The following is a 24,144-nucleotide window of genomic DNA, read 5'->3' on the forward strand; positions in this document are numbered from 1 at the left end:
TTTTCAATGCTATGGATCAATTGTTACCTATTCCATGCCTTCATAAACCTGAAGGAAGACCACTTCACCGCATCGAAGCAACCCAATGAGAAAAAACCGTCCGGACCTAATTCGGTCCGGACGGTTTACGGTTATTGTAAAGAAAGCCCCCTCAACATGTTCTACGATCACCTGTTTGAGGGGGCATTCAAAACTAGCACTATGATTGCAAATTACTTGCCGTTAGCAGCTCTCCATTCGTCGATCTGCTTCTGCTTCTCGGCGATGATGTCATCAGCTCCGGCTTTCTTCAGCTTATCTAGGAATTCCGCATAGTATTTGTCCGGATCCACCGAACCGGAATCAAGCGTATATAGATATTCCTTCAATGTCGCATCGACATTGGCGATTTGGGTCTTCACCGTCTCCGAATTAAATACGAAGCCCATGACAGGGGATACCGTAGCCGTTTTGTCAGCCTCATAAATCATCTTAAGCATCTTCTCCTGCGTTTCTACATTGGCATTCTGATCCCACAGCATTCTGCCGTAGGACTGCCCGATCTCCCATTCGCTCCAATTGAAATTGTACATATCCTTGATCATTTCAATTTGTTTGTCACCAATCTTCTTGTAATCTTTGCCTTCTTCACCAAATGCAATCAGATGGAATAACGCATCATCGGTATTCAACAATTCGATCAATTCAACGGCCTTCTCCGGATGCTTCGAGTTCGCACCGACGACAACGACTGCAGTTGAAGGGCTATTCGCTGGGATAAACGGCTCGGTAAACCGTTTCGAAACACTGTATACTTTATCCTCTGCCGGCGCATGGGACATAAAAGATTGAACCCCCAGCTCAGGCATGTCGACTAGGTCGGGATACGGGTTCGCATACAGCGCTGCAATACGCTTCGCTTTTCGGTCCGGGAGATAATCCTTCATCGTTGCAGCATCTTTCTTGATGTAACCATTCACATACCAATTTCTGAACGTTTTTAAGTAATCCTTGTACTCCTGGGTTTCATACTGGTTGAACACCTTGATGTCCTTGTCGTTAACCCGGATCCATCCTGGAATCTTATTGTCTCCCACCGAATCCATGCCATAGAGAATCGGCATATCCGCGAAGTTGTCGGCCTGATTGCTGTATTCCCAAGGAATGATACCCGGTTCGCCCTTTTTCACGGCATCCAAGAACGGCGTCAGGTCATTCCATGTCTTAGCCGATTTCCAATCGAAATGATACTTGTCGACGAAGTCCTTGCGCAGCTGCACCCCTTTCGCTCCCGCCATGCCCCAGACCTGATAGTTAATCGATCCGTAAATTTTGCCGTTGACCTTCACGCCCTGCCAGATGCTCTCCGGTACTCTTGACTTCGATACAGGAGCATACTTGTCGAGCAGATCAGTGATGTCGAGGTAAGCGCCTTTGGATGCATTCTGGAAATAGTTGAGCTCACCAAAGCTTCCGGAAAATGCAAGGTCAAATGATTCGCCCGATGAAATCATGAGGTTCATTTTTTGTGGATATGCGCTCCAATCCGTAACAACCAGCTTCAAGGTGGCGTTAATCTTTTCCTTGATGATCTTGTTGGCCGCTTCCAGGATGCGATCCATGTCTTTTACCGGGGAATTGGCAATATAGAACGTTAATTCGACCGGCTCCTCCGTCTTCTTCTCTGACTCCTTCGTCGTTTGGTTCTCTGCGACTTTAGGGTTCTTCTCCGGTTCACTGCTGGTTCCGCATCCGACGATTGTAAGGGATAGTACGAGTAAGCCGGCAATGACGGAAGGAATACGTTTTTTAAATGGTTGCATATGAGTCCTCCTATTTATTCTTTTTTAATCAATCAAAAACAATCTCTTTTTCTACTGCCTTAGATCGACGTCACTCCCCCCGGTTTATTTAGCGTTTCAGTCTCGGGATGCGTTTTCATCGTAGTAGACCAAGAACCTGGCGTATACAAGAAAAAATGTATTTTCCTCTAATAAATCGCGAATTCCGGTTCTTTAAAAAGGATACTTTTCTTGAAAAATAGGATTTCTAGGCTTTAACGGCGCCAAGCGTAAGCCCTTTGACGAAATAACGCTGCAGAACGGGATACATCAAGATGATTGGCCCGATGGACAGCATGGTGGCCGCCATTCTGGCACTTTCGCCCGGCAGCATGCCGATCGACTTCTCAATGGCTTTGGATGCCTGTTCATTGCTCATCAAGTACTGGATATTCGTCATTAAGGACTGAAGCAGGTATTGGAGTGTATACAATTTATTGTTCTCGATGAACAATGCACTGGTAAACCAATCATTCCAGTAGGCGATGGATATGAATAATCCGATCGTCGCAAGCACGGGTGTAGACAAAGGCAGTACAATCCTGAAAAAAGTCATGAACTCCCCCGAGCCGTCGATCCGGGCCGATTCAATGATGGAATCAGGCAACGCCTTAAAGAAGTTGCGCATGATGAGCACATGTACGGGGGATACGAGCAGCACGATAATCAATATAAGCAGCGAATCCTTCAGATGAAGGTATTTGGTCACGAGAATATAGTAAGGTGCCAGTCCTCCGTTAAACAGAATCGTGAAGAATACGAGAAACGCAACCTGATTTCTGTACCTCACTTCATTTCTGGAAATGGCATAAGACATCATGGAGGTCACAAGCAAATGAAGAATGGACCCGACTGCCGTTACGAGAATCGTTATCTTATATGCGTTCAAGATGGATGTCGTACCGGAGAATGCATACTGATAACCAATAAGACTGAATTCCTTCGGAATCAAATGATAGCCTTCGGTGAGCAGCGATTTCTCATTCGTTAATGAGATGGACAGCACCAACAACACAGGAATAAGGCACATCGCACTGTAAACGATGAACATTAAATTGATCAAGAGCTTAGAAAATACGCCTTCACGTTTCAACTTCAACGTTCTCACCTTCGCACACTTCCCTCATATAGCCAGATTAGAATAATGAACTGTCGGAATCATATTTTTTGACCAGATAGTTGGATATCAGTACCAGAATCAATCCTACAACCGCTTGATACAAGCCTACGGCGGAAGACATCCCGATATCGTTCACGGTGCGCAGCGACCGGAACACATACGTATCAATGACGTCGGTGGTCGAGAATAAGATACCCGATTCCCGAGGAAGATTGTAGAACGCACCCCAATCCCCAAGCCCGCCGTTGAAAATTTTCCCGAGCGACAGAAGCACCATAATGAAGACGACCGGCATTAAGAGCGGTATGGTAATGTACTTAGCCTTCTGCCACTTGCTAGCACCGTCGATTTCCGCAGCTTCATAATAATCCGACGAGATGCCTGTAATCGCCGCTACATAGATAACCGAAGTATATCCGACTTGCTTGAGCAAATAAGCTAGCGGCATAATAAACCGCCAATAGACCGGTTCACTGTACCAGTTGATCGGATCGAGTCCGAAGGAGGTACGAATGCCGTTGACGAGACCCTGATCTGGGTTGAGCAGCGCGTATACAAGATACTCCCCCACGACCCAAGACAGAAAAAACGGCAGAAGCATCACGCTTTTATAAATGCCTGTCCGTATTTTGCTGCCCGTTTCTTGCAAGAGGATGGCGAACAAGACGGAGATGGCGGTCATTAGTACCAGAATAATGAGGTTATAGAAGATCGTATTGAAGGTGACCCGCCAAGCCGCATCGGATTTGAAGAAAAACTCGAAATTTTTAAAACCGATCCATTCGCTCCCCCATACCCCTTTCACGGGATTATAATCCTTGAATGCGATGACCGCTCCGAACATTGGCAAGTAATTAAATATGAAGATATAGAGTAGTCCCGGCAGAAGCATAAGATAGAACGGCCAACGCTTGACCATTTCTTGCAAAAAAATGCCCCTGTTTAGGAGTCCGGTCCTTTTGACTCCTTTCTGTGCAGCTGGGATAGCCGACATGTTGTTATTCATATACCCACTCCTTCTTTCCTAATCGTCTTGTTATTTCGAATTCCATTTCACAATAATCGTTGATAGATGCCATTCATACAGAAAAAAGCATATTTTCCTTCGATAACTCGCTATGATCGTTCTTTAAAATTTAAACTTTTCAATAATATTTGGATTTCCTACATGAATTATGGATACATCCGCAGGAATACCGATTCGAATGTAGAAAGAAAGTCATAGACAAAAGGAGGTCTGGTATGTCTATTCCATTCAAGTTGCAATCTAATCGATTATATACGAAATTGCTATTGGCATTTACCATCACCGTCACGATTCTGATCCTCGGTCTATCCGTCCTCTTGTACCGCAATTACAGTACAGCTTCTCTAGCTAACGAGAACAGGCTGAGAACATCGATGCTCAATCAGATTAGCTACAGCATGAATTACATGGATAATTTGGCGCATAAATTCATGTCATCCGTCATTGTCGGACCTAACGTTTCCAACCTCCTTTATCAAAAGAACGAAGACAAGATGGTGCTAGACAACGCTCTGCGAAATTTGGATATGCTCGTCGTCACGAATGATTACGTGCATTCGGTATACACCATCTCTCTCCCATTAGACCGGATCGCCTCGACAGAGGATGGAGGATTCTATTCCACAGATCGTTTTTACGATCAGGATGTGATCAACCTGCTTCAGAAGTGGGATAGCCATAATTCGCCCACCATGCCGATAGCCCGCATAATTCCAAGTGCAAATTCCCCTTCAGAATTCATCAACGTATATTCATACATCCTGCCTTTCCAGACGTATTCTGACAAACATCCGAGCGAAGCGGTCGTTGTTAATATTAAGTCGAATGCCCTCCGTGAGCTTATCGCTTCATTAGATAACAAAACCGAAGCTGCAGAGAACGATATCATCGTGGTCGATCCGAATGGAACTGTCGTAAATCATGCTTCAGAAGGAATGTTTCTGCGAAACATTCGGGATGAGTCGTATGTTCAAACCGTCATTGCTTCAGATCATGCTTCGGGCACCTTTAAGACAAATATCGACGGCCAATCCTATACTATTGCCTTCGTGTCTTCACAAGCGTTGAATTGGAAATTCATTAGCCGGATCTCAGACAAAACATTCATGTCTCCCGTGGATGCAGTTAAGTCCTCAACCCTATTCATCAGCATCATCGTGCTGCTCCTGGGATTTCTCTTTTCCCTCATCATGTCCAAGTCGATCTATTCTCCGTTCGGAAAGCTGCTTGAAACCGTTCGTCTGAAGAGCGATGAATGGGAGCAGAAACAGCGGAATCAACGTCTATCCTTACGAAACCATTGGTTGAAGGATCGGTTGCTGGGGAATAAGGATGTGAGCCATACAGAACTGCCATCTATAAAGGCGGAGCTCGGCATCAAGACGAATCTGGCCGGACCCCTTCGGATCATTGTATTTCGTCTGGATCATTATCGAATGTTTCTGGACAAGTATAATGAGAGAGAGCGCAGTCTGCTGAAATACGCCATCGCGAACATCATGGAAACGACGCTGTCCGGTCATTTGACCGGCGATGTGGTTGAAATGGATGCCGACAAGCTCGTATTGCTCCTGGAATCCTCAGGTCAAGAAGAAGAGTCGGCAGATATTCTAACCCTAGTGCAGAACATCCAAAATTTGGTACAGGAATATTTGAATTTCTCGATTTCTGCCGCCGTCAGCGCGCCCATCGAGTCCCGCGCCCTGCTTAGCGAGGCATATTCTGATACGTTCGCTATATCGTTGTACCGGATGATTGCCGGACATGGCAGCATTCTTACGCCAGCCATTCGATCTTCGATCCGCTCGGAACCGTCGCCTTTCCCTGAAGGAAAGGTTAAGTTGCTGCTAGATTCGCTCAGACTCGGACATCTGGATAAGGTCAGGAAGTACTTTGATGAATTTGTTCAAGCTTTGGTCGATGCGCCCTACGAAACGATGCTGTCCTCTTACATCCATCTCATGTTCATGGTCAGCAGTTCCTATCATTCCGTTGCAGATAACAATAACAATTCACGAATATCGAACGCGTTTCACACGTTTTTTTCCAAAATAGACTATTTCGAGACGGTTGAAGAGATTCACCAGACGTTCGAATCTTTGTTTAACGAAATCGTCTTGACTGCAGACGCCGTAAAACATAACAAACGCAAAATCGTCGTGGATCGTATTAAGAAATTGATAGAGGATCAGTACCAAGATAAAAACCTGAATCTAAGCATCCTTGCCGAGGAGTTTCAAATGTCGAACGTTTATTTGGGAAGAGTCTTCAAAGAGTCGACAGGCGAATCCGTTGCCGAATACATTACAAAAGTTCGAATGGCTCGGGTCAAACAATTGCTGAACGATTCCAACTTGTCGACCAAAGAGATTCTGGAGCAATGCGGCTGGGAAGATCTGAATTATTTCTATACGCTGTTCAAGAAGCATTTCGGCCTATCGCTCACGCAATATAAAGTATTGATCAAAAGCGACGATCAACAAGAGGTACAAGAAACGAGTTGATCGGAAATCAATTGATGGTTGAATGAGAAAAACCGTCCGGACTAAGCATTAGTCCGAACGGTTTTTTGATGTTGCTAAGCTTCAATAATTTTCTTCGCAATCGCCGCAAGGTCAACAATGTCGATGACGCCATTGCCGTCCATATCGGCCGACTTATATTTGTTCCAATCCGGATGCTCTTTGGTCATGCCATAATGCGCCGCTGCAATCGCAAGGTCGGCGATTGAGTATTTGCCGTCGTGGTTGACGTCGCCAGGCAATTCAATGGTCGCAGTCACTTCAACGGTCACGGATGCCGGTAGCGCTGCGCTCTCATGACCTTCCGCATTCCCGATCGACGCGCTTGTTACCGCGATCGTCCCGCTTGCGCTCTGCGGTACTTGCTTCGCTGCAAATTTCAGTTCTACTACGTCCGCATCATTCGTGATCGCATGGTCTGCTCCTAGACTTGCGATAATCAAACGAAGTTGTCCCGGTGTCTGCGCCGGCTGTGTATAGACTGTCAAGCCATCGAGAGCTGCGACCGCTTCCTTGAATTCATAAAGGTTCGGATCGTACTGGACTAGCATATCTTGAGCAAAAATCGGCTCATGTACCTGCTTCAGGCCGAGACGCACGGTAAACGGCTCGCCCTTCATGACCAAAGCCGGGCCTGTCAGCTTGACGGCGGCGATCTGAATCACTTCATCGCCAATGTTGTCAATAATCTTCTGCATAGCAGCTCGATGTGCCTTTGCAGCGTCTGCTGTAAGAGCGGGATCTTTGGCGGCATCTTCCGCTTGCTTGATCTGGTCTTGCAGTTCTTTATAACGAGCTTCAGGTATCTGACCGGTATTATTGCCAGGCTGGTACGCTCCCAAAGCTTCTTTTGCTCTTTGGACTGCAAGCAGCAGCAAATCTCTCTGCTGGCTCTGGTAGACTTCAACTTCGAACAGAGAATAACCGTAGTTCCACTGCCAGCTGTCCTCAGAGGGATGATGCTTGGTGAAAAGAATACGAAGATAACGTGCCGGGATATTGTCCAGAAGGATAGTCTCTTCGCCACCCTTACCATTGGTAATCACTTTGGCGTCCTTGAAGGTTTCACCGTCCAGAGAAACCTGAATCTGGTATTCTTCGGCATATGCTTTCTCCCAATGGAGTATGACTTCACGCAGGGAATACTCACCGCCCAAATCGATCCTGAGCCACTCTGTTTTGCTAGGTTCATTGTTGTTGCTGCTATAGTTGGAGCCCCAGCGCGTTCCCAAATTACCGTCTGTTGCATTTGCAGCAATCATGCTGTTGTTTTTGAAAGAAGATGCCGTCGCAGGTTTATTCAACGCGATATTCTTATCTTCAACTTCTGTGGAACCGCCAAAATCGACTGCTGCTTCCTTGACCTCCTGATCGGACATGACATAATTATACAGTTTGAAATTATCCAGGCTGCCAACCAGACCGTAACCGATTTTCTCCAATGGCATATTCAGCGATGGAGAATCTACCCACCAGTATTGTCCAGTGAAGTCTTCTGGCTTTTTCGGGCCATACAGCGTAGAGACCAGTTCACCGTTCACATACAGCTTGTTGGTCTGCTCAAAATCAGTAAAATCAGATTTCCGCTTGGCTTCATCCGATACAAATGCGATCCGATAAGCGCGGCCTTTCTCAAAGGTATAATCATGCTTGAAGGTAAAGGCTTCACGGGAATAAGTGAGGGCGTAGGTGCCATCGCCCTGATTCTTCAGCGTAATCGACCGTTTTTCATGTCCGGTTGGTTTGCCGCTCTGTATAGCGCCTTGCTGCACCGGCATTTCTTCTTCAAAAAGTGTTATATCTCCAGTCTGCTCCTCATCGATCGTCAGATCGAACATCGCGGTATACGGCCATTTCAGTGCGGAATGCTTCGCCTTCAGATAACCGTCGCCACGAAAGGTCAACTGCTTTCCCTCGATGCCATCGGTCAGTGTGCCGTTGGTCACGGTAGCGTCATAGCCGTTGGGTGACTGATCCCGAACCGTTATACCGTCCAGCTTTTCCATATTAAAGTCATAGACCAGGCTGCCGTTCGATTTGATCGCTTTATTCAAGTTATCCAAGCCTGGACCGACACCGACCGTATCGACCTTTTCCTTGAACTGCGCATAGGATTCTCCCTCTTCGCGTCCATACCAGTAGGTCTGTGAGAATATCGGAATCTGGCTCTGCTGTCTTGCAAAGATATCGTATACCGTAAAGCCAGCGAACATGCCTCTATCGTTCCAGATCAAGCTGGTGCCGCCAATGATGTTCGGATGCCCTTCCGGGAATACCATGCCACCGCCGTACCAGCCGGTCATATCGCCCGCGCTTAGCTCACGATACAGACGCTCTTGATCTAAAAAATCCGAGAAGCCGATCTGGCCACCTGGTACGATATACCAACGGTGGTCGCCGTTTACAATTCGATGACCCTGATCCATTAAGGCCTTAACGCCGCCCGTCACTTCTTCCCATTTCCAGAAGTTGATAATCGGTTCTGTAGGGAGATCGGGATACGCCTCATTCCGAAGTGAAGCATCCGAATCCCAAGCAAACGGCTGCACGTGATAGGTGTTCATCAGTTTATCGTACATATGCTCAGCATAGGCGCGTAGATCATTTTTGTTGCCAGAGTACTCGTCCATGCCGACATCGAATGCATCCGTTACAATGACTGGGTCCGTGCCGCCGAGATACTCTTCCAGCACTTCGTCCATCAGATCAAATACCTTTTGTCTTGCACCGTTAGCCCTCAGGTCAAAGTGTGTCGCATCCATACCCAGATTCTTATATTTCTCAGGGGAATCCGGATACTTACCCAGATTGATGAACTGCCGCGCATGTGCGGGACCGTCGATCTCCGTGATGATGCGTACGCCATAGTCCATAGCGTCATACTGGAACTGACGGTATTCCTCTTTGGTGTAATGACCGTCTGTACTGGTCAGGTGCGGGATCTTCGATTCCAGGCGGAATGCGCTATAATTATTAAAAGTATCTTCACTCAGATGCGCCTGAAAATCGGTAAACTTATACCAGGCAGCATACTTCACGACGTCTTTCAAATACCACATAGGAAAGTATTTACGGCCGATATCGAGCATGAACTTACGTATTTCATAGTTCGGATAGTCCGCTGCCACCCCTTTTGCGATGGTCTGGTTACCCGATGTCAGTATTCCCTGCAGGACACTTCTAGTACCAAAAAAGACGCCGCGATAGGCATTGCCTGTGATGGTAACATAGTCGCCGACTTCCATCGTGTAGCCTTGCTCACCGAGGTTCGCTTCAGCTTGGGTCATTGTCAAGACAATGTCGCCTGAGCGCGGGGCATCTTCGGAAATATGTACATTCAGATCAAATAATTCCTTAATATCCGATTTCGTAATTTCGGCAGCCTTACGCAGCTTTGTACTTTCAGTGGCCGAAACAATGATGCGCGATCCTTCCTTTAGTGCAAACGTGCCGCCGTTCTCACCGCGCCATTCCTGTAGAGACGGGACAACCTTTGGCATCGGATTTGAACCGGTGGTGCCGGAACCCCTGACGGTGATCCACTTGTTCTGAACCAATTCTTCCTTACCATCCTTCGTGTTCTTTACCACATAGGTGATCTGTACCTTCTTATCGACCAGCGGCTGATGAAGAATCTTGCCCTTGTCATTGATCACGATATCATTTTCACTGGCAAACAGCTTGGCTGTGATCTCTCCACCTGCCAATGTGTACTCCGGCATCTGGGTCGATGTCGCCGGATCGATCACCATATTGGCTAGATTCTTCTCTACTTTAGCTACCGCATCCTTCATCATATCCTGCGAATTGTTACGATTAGCCTCATATTCCTGTACGATCTCTTCCGGTGTAAGTACTACACGATAGACCTTGACTTCGTCAATTAGTGAATTGATGCGATAACCGCCCGCACCATCCGCACCGATGTTGAACGGAAGGTTAGTGGTTGCAGACTCGCCTTTCGCCTTCTTTAACGAGGTGGACGCGATCTGCTTGCCGTCTACATACAGTAGGCTGTCACCCGAACGGTCCAGCGTTGCAGCAACGTAATGCCAATTACCGTCGTAAACCTTCCCTGCCGTACCAGGAACGATGTTCTCGTATCTGGCGCTCTTATTAGCTGGTGCAAAGGTGGTATAGAACTGCCCCTGGCCCTGAACCACAGCCATGCCGGGATTACCGCCACTGTTCCAGTCCTTATCGCCGAGCACGGCCGACCATGTACCCGGATTGGACGCCTTATACCAGAATGCGACCGAATAATTATCCGTTCCAAGTTTCAGATCTTCGGTCATTTTGGCAACCGAAACATAGCCGTCCTTGGTCGAAAGTGCCTGGCCGAGATTGGTCAGACTTTTCTCATAAGCGACTTTACCGACCGCCTTACCGTCGTTGCCTCGGCCGGTCTGATCCTTAAGCGGATCGACCCCATCAAATGACCAGTGCGCGACCATATCAGCCGGTACTGGCTCCAGAGCCTTGATTGCAGCCTCGAGCGCATCGACCTCTTTATTGACAGCATCCTGCGTTGAGGTATTGGTAGCGCTTTCTACTTTACTCACAGCTTCCGCCAGCGCGGCTAGCGACTTTTCAGTATATAAGTTGGTCTTCTGCAGCAGCGCCTTAGCCTTAACTAGCTTTTTATCCAGCAGTTGCGTTGAAACCTCGGATTCATCCAGTAGTTCATAGGTCGCCAGCAGCAGCCGGTGATCCGAACCAATACCCTCTCCATCGTCGGCCTTTACCTCGACCACACGCATGTTGCGCGTTGTGATAATGTTGTCAATCGCATTCGTCTGCATGCTTGCATCAACCGGGATGTAGGTATCAAGCCACTTTCCCTTATACCCGTTGGCAATATTGAACTCCCCCAGGAACAAGTCAAACTCGTCGTTATTCTCCTGTGCGTTGAAGTCGCCGGTCAGAACTTTATATTCGGCCGTGTCGGCTTCCATTGCATTGCGCACCGCTTCCATCTGCACACGGCGGATGTTCTGATCCTCCCATGTCAGATGCGTATTGTAAACAGCAATCGTTTTGCCGCCAACTTTCATCTCAGCGCGCTGGTAGCCTCGGCCCTCGTACCTGCCGGACTCGAGAGCTGCACCGCTTTCCTGAACGATTGCATAATCGGCAACAATGCCCACGCCATATGCCCCACCGCCGTAATCAATATTCTTTCGGAACGATTTCGCAGCAAACCCCCCCTTGTTGCGAATCACTTCTAGCATGTCTGTATTGTTTCGGGACGTATAAACATCCACCTCTTGAAATCCGGCAACGTCTACGTTGTGTAGTCGCAGCAGACTCGCAATTTTCCCTAGATCGGGATGCTGATTGGCTGCGATATTGTATGAGGCGATCGTCAACTGCGGCGGTGCAGCATCCGCCGACGAATCCTGCTGCTGTAATGCTGCCGCTGGCGACACGCCCATTGACAGGGCAATAGCTATGCTTAGCAAGCCGGCCACTGCTCGTTTTAATTTTTTCAAAGTCCTTACCTCCTGTTCCTCTTCTCCTTTTTCATTTGCGTGAGCAGGGATATCCCACCCTCCTTTGTCGCCCTGCGAGCAATTTCAAGTTCATCTTCTTGTCGAGCTCCTCAAGCCGATACACCCCAATACACATCATCCATCATGATCAAAAATATGAAGTCCTGCTTATTTGCACCTTTACACTAATGGATCTGAAACATCTTGAATACAGAAAAAAGTAGATCTTCCTCTGAAAAATAGCGATCGCGTATCTTTAAAATAAGCACTTTTCATTAAATTGATGAGAAAAACCGCTCGGACGATCGCGATCGTCCGAGCGGTTTGTGTTAGATGTGTTACTAGGCTTCAATAATTTTCTTTGCAATCGCCGCAAGGTCAACAATGTCGATCACGCCATTGCCGTCCACGTCAGCCGACTTAAACTTGTTCCATTCTGGATGCTGCTGAGTCATGCCGTAATGTGCCGCTGCGATGGCAAGGTCGGCGATTGAGTATTTGCCGTCGTGGTTGACGTCGCCCGGCAATTCAGGCGTAGCCGTCACTTCAACGGTCACCGACGTCGGAAGCGCATTGCTTTCCTGCCCTTGCGCATCCCCGATCGTTGCACTTGTCACTGCAATCGATCCGCTTGCACTTTGCGGTACTTGCTTTGCCGCAAATTTCAGCTCGATCAAATCAGCATCGCTTGCGATCGCATGATCTGTCCCTAGACTTGCAAGAATCAAACGAATTTGTCCAGGCGTCTGCGTTGGCTGTTTGTATACCGTTAAGCCATCGCGTATCGGAACCGCATCCTGGAATTCATAGAGATTCGGATCATACTGGATCAGCATATCTTGTGCAAAGACCGGTTCATGCACCTGCTTCAGACCAAGGCGAACAGTAAATAAATCGCCCTTCAATACCGAAGCAGGACCTGTCAGCTGAACAGCCGTTTGCTGCGCATCACGCTTCGTTACTTGCACCTGCGCCGTTACCGTTTCGCCGCCATAGGATGCGCTGATCGTCGTGCTTCCTTCTGCGATCCCCGTTAATACGCCTTTATTATCGATGGCAGCAATTGTTCTATCTGCGATCGTGAATACGGCGAGCGAAGTGACATCCTTCACCGTACCGGAGTCGCCATAGGTTGCTGTCACAACTGTTGGCAGTTTATCGCCAATAGCTATACTGTAGGACGGTTGATTCAGACTAAGCGTAAACGCTTCGGCCGGTTGACCGGCGACTCTGTACGTCGCTTTTGCTTTGACAGTGCTGCCTGCGACCGTTCCTTGAGCGGTAAATACACCCGCTTTGGCAACCATCTCTTTGGTAATCGGTTCCCAAGCAACGTCCACGAGCCCTGTCGTTCCATCGTTGTAGACGGCTTCAACCTGTGCCGGAAGAACAGGAATGACACCGATGTTCGTATCTACTGCAACCGATTTGTAATCGACGATAGATTTTATGGTTTGCTGTGCTTCATAAACCTCAAATTCTGCCAATCCGCATTCTGCATCGGCTGGATTATTGTATTTATTGTCAGGGTCAATCGTAAATTTAATCCAGCTTGTCGTTATTGGTGTTTCGAATGTCACAATATTATCCGGTTGACCTTCCCACTTCATATTGACGACCTTTTTGCTGCCGCCTTCCCATTCCAGAAGACCTTCAACGATCTGATTCACGTCGTGTCCTCGGTCAATCAAGTTAACATGGCTTATTTGTTTATTCTCAGGGAATTGAAGTTTTATCCAAGGCGATTTGTCTGCTTTCTTCGCCGCCCAAGTCGTCGATTTATTCCCATCCGTAGCTTTTACGCCCAAATACCGGTCATCTTGATTATTTCCGTTCGGATCGCCATTTCGATCCCTTACGGACGATACGGATACATTCGCGATGCCAGCTACATTCACGCTTTGAGCCGTAATTGTTGCCTCATTGGTATCCACCGCTACGCCCTGAAGCGTGACGGTTCCTTTCACCGTCGATTGGAATGTCTTCGTAACTGCATCTTTTACGATAATGGTATTACTGCCCGGGACGACCTCTAATCTCGGATCGCTGAAAACATATTCAACAGTCGCTGCAGATAAGTCAGCCTGTTCGCCCGTGTTTAATGTTCCCTTTAACGCGGCTATGATCGGTTCGTTCTTCTTGATTGTGCTACGATCCAGCGTTAGCTTTACTTCGCTTAGATAAGGATTCAGTTGAAATTTGCCGTCAGCGTCAACATCTACAATGAAATAACCGCTCGCGCTATAACTGCCAAGTGTTGCGATGACTTGGATCTTCGCTTTCCCTGCTGTCCCCGCTGTAATGATCCCATTTGCGCCAACGGAAGCAACGGACGGTTTGTCGCTTGTGAATGAGATTTTCGCATTCGTTAGATCTAGCGGATCCCCTAAGAAGGAATAACCTTGTACATCCACCGTTACCGTTTTGTTATCCGTTCCGATTTTTGGATCAAGTTTAAGTGACCCAAGTGCCGATAAATCTCCTGATGCGAATACCTTAACCTCGAGCACATCGACCGGGCTGCCGCCTTGACCGCCGCCAGGGAAGGAAACTCTTACATAGCGCGCCTTCACGCTAGGTTTGCTTGGATCAACCGGATAGTTGTAATACAGGCCATCTTGCTCCCAAGCATACAAAGTTGTATCGCTTTTCGGAACGGCCAATGTATTTCTCGATGTTGGTAGTCCACCGCCCGACAAAGTGTTTGTTTCATGACCTGCTATCCAATTGACACCGTCAACGCTATACTCAATCTTTACTTTGCTAGGTACATTGTAGTAAGTAACGTAGTCAGCATTCGGCATATGATGGTTGAAGAATACATTCACGCGGGTAAGATCATGCAGTTTCCCCAAGTCATATGTAATGCTTGGATTATTATCCGTTGCCTGCGCTGCCCACTTTGCGAGATTACCGCCGGTTACATCGTTGATGATGCCGTCAGATAATTTTGCAGCGTTAGCGCTGTCGCTTGTAACAGTCGGCGTAATGCCAGCTGCAACATTGGCATCCGGGATAAGTGTAATGTAGTTACGCGTCGATGTATACGTCTTTCCGTCTACCGTGATGTCAGCCCAGTAGCTGTACATCGTAGGAGCGGAAACTTTACCTGTAAATTGCATCGTGTTGCCGTTGACAACAAACGGTACTTGATCTGCTGGTACTTCCGTGACGATGATTTTGCCTGTGGGATTATTGCGGTTACCGTCAACGGTTGCATAGTGGTATTTGATATTTGTGCCGCCCAGAATATCAACCGCGCCGCCTTTTTGCGTAAAGCCTTGGAATGTCACAGGAAGGTCTTTGTTCATGGAGAATTGACCCCAGTACAAATTGCCGTTCGTGTACATATTCACGCCAACAAGCGGAAGCGTAGCCGAAATCACACCGCCCGATACCTTTACAGGATAAGTGTCAGTCTTCACCTGAGGAGCGTTCACACCATCACTATAGGTTGCTGTAACTGTGATTGTAGCTTTACCGTCACCGGCAGCTGATACTAAACCTGTTGCAGCTTCTACCGTTGCAACGCTTGTATTGTCACTTGTGTAACGAAGCGTAGCAGGTGCGAAAACATTGGTGTAGTTATTCATATAAGACTCCGCTCTAAGTTGCAGCTTGTCTGTTGATGTCTGGCTGCTGAACAACTTCACACTTGTCATCGCAAAATTTCTTGTAGGGTCTTCGGTTGTAATTTTCAAGATCGTGTCGATCGGATCGGCAACTACGCTTGAAGTGTCAATAGTGATGTAGTATTTGCCATTGCTTTGTTGCGTCGTGAAGGGCAGAGAAACGCCTTTGTTCAGCCACTCAACCTTATTCACCGGGTCATTAAAGGGACCAATTCCGCTCATCGAGGCTTGACCGGTAAATCCTATCTTGCTCACGCCGGAAATAAGGTTTTTGATCATGTGCATATAGACGTACTGGTCGCGGGACATGGCGTAACCCCAGTCTGGACCCTGACCATGAGCAATCGCCATCTTCGGGTCGGCATACCAGCCTGTTTTCTTGGTGTAATCCATCGTGTATGGCATGGTGCCGTACAGAGACTCACGTAAGTCAGGACCGCCGACATTATTCATCCACTCTACAATGGAAGTACGCATATCCGACAATTGCTGCGAGGAAATCGGCACCATCGAGAAGATGTTGTTGTTATCCAAATTGCTGCTCAGGTTATCCATACCGCGGGTAACCGTGATGGACGAGTCATAATTCATGACATAACCGTGTCCGTATTGATTAATGAGTTCCTTTGTTGCTTCCGCCCAATTATCGCGTTCATTGCCTTTGGCGTAAATTGTCCATACATCCAATGCGGTTGTATACGGGTCGTTCCATTCCTCATGGGCAACTTTTCTTGTTTGCGGCAAAATACCGTTTCTCCAGCCGCCGTCGTTATAAGGTTCACTGTGCCAGAATGGACGCTCGTAAAGCGTAATATCTTGGTCGCCGGTCTGAGCATTAGGGTTGGCATCAATCAATACACGGTCGTTATAGTTACGGGCAGAACTCCATGCTACGTCGACATTCGAATAGCTCTCGGGTCCGCCATCGGCAAAGAGATACCATGGGTTGTATCTTGCGACCAAACCTTGGATATCGCTCTCTAAGATCTCTCTGCCTTCGTATAGTGACGACACGTACACGCCGAATTTCAAGCCGTAACGCTCTGCAGCCTGCTTGGCTTGCATCACTCGGTCTTTAACCTGCCATTTGCCGTCCTCAGACTGGTACAAAGCATTGTATTTGTATATTTTGTTACTGTCGCTCGGGGTTAAGTTTGCGTTGGATGACGGCCAGTAGTAGACCGTATTTTGCAAGGTTTCTGTCGAAAGCATGGTCATACCCATTTCTTTCGCGGTCTGTGCCCACACGTCATAGTTAAAGTTCGGGTCATAAAGGTTCGGCATTGTGCCTGTGGTGTGCGACAGGGCCGACATTTTGCCCTCAATAAACCAATCCACCGGGTTTTTCTTAACGGTTATGGAATATTGCTCTGTTGCAGTAAGACCTTGGGCGTCTGTTACTTTCACGGAGAAAATGTAATCCTTTTGCGATGTACCATGAGCGCCGTCTGCAACGGCACCTTCAATGTGACCGTCTGCTGCCAATGTCAGACCTGGCGGCAATGCTCCCTCCACAATTCCCCAGGTGTAGCCGGGATTTCCGCCCGCAGCCTGGAATGTAAAAGGAGATGCCTGTGGGGTAATGGATGATGTGTTCTCCTTCCCGTCAATTTTACCAACCATCCATACATATGGATTTTCGTCGTAAGCGTATGGCAGCGTGTTGGACGGATAGTCGTTAGCCGGGACATTGGCATTGCGGGCTTCAAACGCATTTTTATCAACATCAAGGCCCTGCGTAACAATTTTCAGTTGGTTGTTGGTTACGTTTGGCCCCGTTACAGAATAGGTGAGACCTGAAATTTCATTGCCATTGGTGTCGGAAAGTCTTGTGTAGAAACCGAGGAAATTCTTGTTCGTGCCGGGGTTTTTGTGCTGAATTTCAATGAGAAGCTTGTTCCACCCTTGTTTTAATGTGATTGGATATTTGGTACCGTTCTTGTTCACACGCGATGCGGCTGAGGTTTGTTGTCCACTAAGCACGTCGTTAGCGAATAGCTTATACACCCCCGAACCGCCGACCTGCCACTGAACCGTTTGCGCTTTGGGGCTGTATACATAGGTGGCGGTGACAACCCACTTGTCGGTTGTATCCTTTCCCTGCTTTACATCAAAATATCCCATAAGGTCATTGTAATCATCATAGTTGCGGTTGAAGATCCGGTCGTCGAAATACTGCCAGGTAGATGTTTCTGAGTTACTCTGATCGACAATAGACTCGCCAATGACAGGAACGGTGTTTTCAAGTGGTTGCTCTTTGGTAAAAGGACCGGAAACCGCCCATTGATTGATGTAGGGCGCTGTGCCGCTCGTTCGAGCCGCTTCCACCGTTTTCGTATCCAACGAAAAGGATGGAACCACAATCGCACTGGCTAATAAAAATGTAAAAACTTGCTTTATTTTTTTCCTCACTCGTATATTCCTCCATTTAAGTTTTTTGTTAAGTCCTTCGTGTTGATCATTGCTTAACAAACCTGTAGGAACTACTCGATAAGCATCCTCTCCCGTGTTTCAAAAATCAAAACAGTACGTTGCAATATCACCTTAGTGGATCAACTAACTATTGAATACAGAAAAAAGGTGCTCTTCCTCTAAAAATAGGCTTTTGCGGGTCTTTAAAAAAAGCACTTTTCATTAAGATTGTGAGTTTTTCGATTTTCTTGTATGAAAAAAACCGCCCGGACGATAGCGATCGTCCGAACGGTTTTGGGTATGGTGCTACACTTCAATAATTTTCTTCGCAATCGCCGCTAGGTCAACAATATCGATCACGCCATTGCTGTCCACGTCCGCAGATTTGAACTTATTCCAATCCGGATGATCTTTGGTCATGCCGTAATGCGCCGCTGCGATGGCAAGGTCGGCGATTGAGTATTTGCCGTCGTGGTTGACGTCGCCAGGCAACGCAATGGACGCCGTCACTTCTACGGTCACGGATGCCGGAAGTGCATGGCTTTCCTGCCCCTGCGCATCCCCGATTGTAGCGCTTGTCACTGCAATCGATCCGCTTGCACTTTGCGGTACTTGCTTTGCCGCAAATTTCAGCTCGATCAAATCAGCATCGCTTGCGATCGCATGATCTGTCCCTAGACTTGCAAGAATCAAACGAATTTGTCCAGGTGTCTGCGATGACTGCTTGTAGACCGTCAAGCCATCGCGCATCGGAACCGCATCCTGGAATTCATAGAGATTCGGATCATACTGGATCAGCATATCTTGCGCAAAGACCGGCTCATGCACCTGCTTCAGACCGAGGCGTACGGCAAACGGCTCGCCCTTCATGACCGAAGCTGGACCTGTTAGCTGTACGGCCGTTTGCTGCGCGTCACGCTTCGTCACTTGAACCTGCGCCGTCACCTTTTCGCCACCATAGGATGCGCTGATCGTCGTCGTTCCTTCTGCTACCCCGGTCAATATCCCTTTGTTATCGACGGAGGCGATCTTCCCATCCGCCGTCGTGAATACGGCGAGCGAAGTGACATCCTTCACTGTGCCGGAATCCTTGTATGTCGCTGACACAACTGTTGGCTGCGTATCTCCGATGGTCAGGCTGTAGGACGGTTGGTTCAGACTGAGCGTGAACGCTTGTTGACCGGACAATACTTTCACCTTTTGCAGAACATCAAACGCATATTGGTCAACTCGTGCAACCGCAATGATGGTGCCGGCGTTAGCATAAATCGAGGGATCTAAAGTTTTAACTGTTATAGGAGTACTCACTGCACCTGCATATTGATAATTAACATTTACGCTGGATGCAAGTGTTGGAGCTGTTCCCTGATTTGTAATAACATCCGGCAGCGTGTCGATTGAATGAATTCCGTCTACATAAACTGTAAAAGTTTTTGTTGGATTTACGTTAACTAACTGTCTACCATCCAAATCCAATCTACTATTTAATGTGAATTGACCTGTTTGGCGAAGAAGTCTGCTGTCATACGTATCCCAAACAATGCCTACATCTCGGGTTGAACCATCTTCAAAATTTACCTTAACCGTTGCTGGGAAAACCGGAGCTGTATCAGTCGTTGCTGAAATGGTCGCTTCAGGTGCCCATTCAACCGAAGTTGCTTTCATGTTTTTGAAGATATTGATCGTATAACTTTTTAATCCAAAGACTGTGTTTTCATTGAAAATCAATGTATTCATTCCGTTTTGCAATGGTAGTTCGTATGGTATTGCAGAAAGAGAGGAAAGTGTTGTTCCGTTTAATTTAACATCGACATTAGAACCTGGTACAACAATTTGTGGTGCTGTTAGTGTTATTGGTTGGTTGGTATTTGTTATTGTCCCTTCATATTGTGTGTAATCAGGGTTAAAGGAGCCATTTAACGTTACATTATCAAGTCCAAAATTAGAACCATAATTAACAAACTTCGGATTAGAAATAATCTTTACATCATCTAGTAAAACAGTGCTGTTAATTCCTCCAAAGGCAACGCCACCAGAAGAGTATGAACCATCATTAACCGATAATAGTTTGTTTCCGTCTATAGAAAATCCGACTTTACCGCTAACCGCCTGAATTTGGAAATTATGCCAGTCCGTCGCAACGAATCCTGCTGGCACCGCAACCTTTCCTAGCGAGACGTCACTTGAAGGAGTGTGCTTACTAACTTCAAAATATGGTGTACCAGCAGGAAAACCGGTAGTTCCAAGTTTATTTCTGCGGTAGATCACCTGATAGGCTGGCGGGTTTGGTTCTGTTCCATTTGTCATGATATAAATTGTAAAATTATCATATTGTTGATTTAATATGTTAGTGAAGCCCCAGCCAACGAATTTCCACCTCATATTGACAAGATAGTTGTTCCAAGGGGCGCTCGTTTGATAATAACTTTGCCCATCTCCGATCACGTTTTGCAGAACTTTATTACTTGGATTTACAGGATCGGCTATAACGCTCAGAACAGGAGGTGTTCCGCCCTTAATACTAAAGCTCGGCACAATGCCGTCTTCAAAATTAAGGTTCAGTCGTGCTTTGTCATCATTTGATGCATCATAAGGCGGAATAGGCTGTGGTGAAATTGAATCGAGTGGAGGCGCTGGCATTCCCCCATAAACATAAACCTGATCAAACCAGCTTGCGCCTGTACCACTAGGAGAACCTAATTGCAAGTAGTCAAATGGGAGAGCAGTAGCGTCTTGATACACTTGCACACCATCAATATACATCTTGACACCTGTTCCCGTGTAATCCCATTTCAATTCGTGCCAACCATTAGAACGCTTTACCGTTGTGGCCTGCTCTACTCCATCAATATTTAAAACATAATTATTAAAGTTTACACTGCCTGAATTTGCATTAATTCCAATACCTCTACTCTTTACTCCGTCATCCGCTCTTGCCATAGTATAAAAGTTTTTCATGTTAAAAGGTCTGCCCGAATCATAGCCAGTTGGATTTACAGCAAATGGGTCAAACACTTTTACTGAGACCACTTTGTTTAAGGCTTGCGGAAAATCCTTATATAATACAGGCTTGCCAGAACCTGAATCATCGATCATAAGAGAGCGTCTATCTTGTAAAGGTGTGCCTGCCATATAAAGCGTAGTCGTTTTTGGAAGCGTATTTTTATAGCTCCATTTTGTCATATCAATTGCCTTGTTCTCAAAGCTGTCTTCAAAGTAAATATCTGTTGGTTTATTGGCAGCAACAAAAGGAGTTTTATATTCCGCTGGGTAAGCAGCGGTTACGCCGATTTTATCAAATTCCATTTTTGAAGGATCAAATGTAGGATCTTTATCATATGCTGGTCCATAATTTAAGTTTGTGTTGTCTGAAATAAGCGCTTTGTCACCATAAGCAGGTTGGAAATATGAACCTCCCTCAAAATTAAGATTCTGTGAATTAGTAGACATAACATTTTTAAAGCTTAGTCCGTTTGCGCCCATGTCTGTATTAATGTTGTTAGGTGTAAGGTTTGTCATCGTAGGATTCGAAGCTGTTTGATCAATAATAACTTGTTCAAAATAATTGCGTTTAAAGTTAGGTTCAGGATCTTTCCCCATATAAATCCAACCGACAAAGAGTGTGCCATCATCTCCACCGTCTTGTTGGCAATCATGTACAAACACATATTCGAAACGATTGTCATGAATATAAAAATCATTGTAACGGTTTAAAAATTTGTCGCCAAAACCACCCACATTGTTTGGATTTCTCGCATTACCCGCTTGCAGAAGCAATCCTCTACGAGGGCTGTTGTAAATCTCGACATGGTTTACAGTGTTTCTGCCTGCATTGTTCATTGAAATACCTGCTGAACAAAGCACCAATTCACCTACGTCATGAATAATTGTGTTTTCGATCAGATTATCTCTCGAGTAGCCTTCTCCATTGATGCCTCCATTAATAGGGTCACCAGGATATCCACCCTCAATTTGAATCCCATCGTGACCGACATGCTCAATTACACTATCACGAATAGTAATATTATGGTTTGCTAAATACAATGAAATACCATTCATGCCTCCGTTTTTTATGTGAGAACGCTCTATATTTATAAATGAGGCATAGTTCATTTTAATTATGCCAACCTGAAATTGCGGACGGTCTATACCTTCGGAATAAGATGGATTGGTTGAATTCATAGCTTCAGGCGGATATTTCCCCATACCCGTACCTGTATCGCCCCAGTTCCAATAAGGGGAATACCAATCAGGAAAATTGGTATCCGCGAACTTGATTCCGTTAAACTGAATGTTATGTACCGTATTATCCTTATCATTTCCTTTGAAAAGAACGATTGTCTCTACTTTAGGTATAATGACATCCAATTGTGTGATATCGCCTGTTGGATAATAATAAAGATAGCCTGTCTTCTTGTTATAGTAAAATTCGCCAGGCTGGTCAAGAAATCCTAAGTTGCCTTGAACAAAGAAAGAACTACGGTCCCCAACCGTAAATCGGGGTCTGTTAAATTCAGGTTTGTTTGGGTCAGTTTTAAAAGTAAGCTTGCCTGTGGTATAACTGCTAAGCATAAGTGTATTGCTTTCCCAATGTCGATCTCCGCCGTAATCATCTGTAAAAACCTGCGCGTCAAAGTCACCGCGCGCCATTGCGTTTATCATTCCGTTTCTTGTGTTAGCATCCAGAATAGAGTCATTAAAAGTCATGGATGTAACGTTTGAGCCACCTGCCCCGCCACCCGTTGTTTTGTAATAGTCACTAAATGAGCTAGGAAATTTGGGACGTTTATTTAAGTTTGGCGAACGAGCCATAATCTGTCTTGTATCATTCACATAAAGCGTATTAAAGTCTTTGCTTGGGTAATCTCCTGTGCCGACAAACGCTTTATACACCATACCTGAAACACTGTCTGGTAAATCCCCATCCGGGTTTGCAGTTGGATCAGCTGTACCGTTAACTAAGTTCCATGAGTTAGGGTCCACCTTTTCTCCGCCAATAAAATTAACAGTATTGAGTCCATCCATTTCACGATAAATAATGTTATGACCATTTGTTCCAGAATCCGCAACACCAAATTCTACTGTATTCGCTATGTAGTAATCACCGGCTGCAAAAAAAACATAAATATCACCTGTCATATTGCTGTTAATTTTTGCAACAGCCTTACGAGCGCCATCTAAAGTAGCAAGCGGCTGTTCATAGGTTCCTTGGTTTGCGTCATTACCTGTCGGTGATACAAAGATTTGTGCCTGAATATTCCCTGCTTCGCTAGCACTTGCATTCGTAACGGCAACATCCAAAGTAAAAGTATAGGTTGAGAATAGGATTGTAAAAGCCATTGCCGCAGAAGTTAGTTTTTTAACATATTTTTTCACTGGACTCCTCCTACAAGAAAATAATGAAATAGCGAAGTACGGTTCTCTAAAATAGATACATTTCATGAAATTGATGATTTCTGGAGTTGCAATGTAACCGTCCGGCCACCATGGTGTCCGGACGGTTTAATGATCTGAAGCTTAGGATTCAATAATTTTTCTTGCAATGGCCGCAAGGTCAATGATGTCGATCACGCCATTGCCGTCCAGGTCGGCCGACTTATATTTGTTCCAATCCGGATGCTGCTTCGTCATGCCATAATGCGCCGCTGCGATGGCAAGGTCGGCAATCGAGTATTTGCCGTCGTGGTTGACGTCGCCCGGCAACGAAATGGACGCCGTCACTTCAACGGTCACGGACGCAGGAAGCGCATTGCTTTCCTGCCCCTGTGCATCCCCAAGCGCAGCGCTTGTCACTGCAATCGATCCACTTGCGCTTTGCGATACCTGCTTCGCGACGAATTTCAACTCGACGACATCCGCATCAAGTGCAATCGCATGGTCCGCTCCCAGACTTGCAAGAATCAAACGAAGCTGTCCTGGCGTCTGCGATGGCTGTTTGTAGACCGTTAAGCCTTCGCGCATTGGGACCGCATCCTGGAATTCGTAGAGATTCGGATCGTACTGGATCAGCATATCTTGAGCAAAGACCGGCTCATGCACCTGCTTCAGACCAAGGCGTACGGCAAACGGCTCACCCTTTAATACCGAAGCTGGACCTGTCAGCTGCACGGCCGTTTGCT

8 protein-coding genes are annotated in these 24,144 nt (G+C 46.5%); 1 reads left to right on the forward strand and 7 read right to left on the reverse strand.

Annotated elements, in window-relative coordinates:
* Window positions 1-212: 212 nt before the first annotated feature.
* From C558_RS0113890 to C558_RS0113900, 3 genes are all read right to left on the reverse strand, one after another.
* Entirely contained in the window at window positions 213-1,802 is a 1,590-nt protein-coding gene (locus C558_RS0113890; RefSeq protein ID WP_018756888.1) for an ABC transporter substrate-binding protein, read from the reverse strand.
* A gap of 226 nt (window positions 1,803-2,028) precedes the next feature.
* Window positions 2,029-2,928: a carbohydrate ABC transporter permease gene (locus C558_RS0113895; protein ID WP_018756889.1), complete on the reverse strand. Its 900-nt coding sequence runs from the start codon at window positions 2,926-2,928 to the stop codon at window positions 2,029-2,031.
* A gap of 28 nt (window positions 2,929-2,956) precedes the next feature.
* A complete protein-coding gene (locus C558_RS0113900) occupies window positions 2,957-3,946 on the reverse strand; it encodes an ABC transporter permease (RefSeq protein ID WP_018756890.1) in 990 nt (329 codons plus the stop codon).
* 236 nt (window positions 3,947-4,182) lie between these two features.
* Between C558_RS0113900 and C558_RS0113905 the strand changes: the two genes are divergently transcribed.
* Window positions 4,183-6,471, forward strand: a complete 2,289-nt coding sequence (locus C558_RS0113905) for a helix-turn-helix domain-containing protein (protein WP_018756891.1) — start codon at window positions 4,183-4,185, stop codon at window positions 6,469-6,471.
* A gap of 74 nt (window positions 6,472-6,545) precedes the next feature.
* On the opposite strand, the gene C558_RS32565 is transcribed toward C558_RS0113905, so the two are convergent.
* From C558_RS32565 to C558_RS34270, 4 genes are all read right to left on the reverse strand, one after another.
* The gene (locus tag C558_RS32565) at window positions 6,546-11,981 is read right to left on the reverse strand and encodes a LamG-like jellyroll fold domain-containing protein (RefSeq protein WP_018756892.1); all 5,436 of its coding nucleotides are present in this window, start codon (window positions 11,979-11,981) and stop codon (window positions 6,546-6,548) included.
* 341 nt (window positions 11,982-12,322) lie between these two features.
* Window positions 12,323-18,025, reverse strand: coding sequence for a DUF7402 domain-containing protein (locus tag C558_RS0113915; RefSeq protein ID WP_018756893.1), 5,703 nt, complete (start codon window positions 18,023-18,025; stop codon window positions 12,323-12,325).
* Between the two features lie 306 nt (window positions 18,026-18,331).
* Complete coding sequence (locus C558_RS0113920) at window positions 18,332-23,401, reverse strand: Ig-like domain-containing protein (RefSeq protein WP_018756894.1); 5,070 nt, start codon at window positions 23,399-23,401, stop codon at window positions 18,332-18,334.
* A gap of 141 nt (window positions 23,402-23,542) precedes the next feature.
* Window positions 23,543-24,144, reverse strand: a 602-nt coding sequence (locus C558_RS34270) for a cohesin domain-containing protein (RefSeq protein WP_026263913.1), incomplete at its 5' end; no start/stop codon positions are given.

Origin of the sequence: Paenibacillus terrigena DSM 21567 (assembly GCF_000374845.1) — a bacterium.
Lineage (GTDB): Bacteria > Bacillota > Bacilli > Paenibacillales > Paenibacillaceae > Paenibacillus_K > Paenibacillus_K terrigena.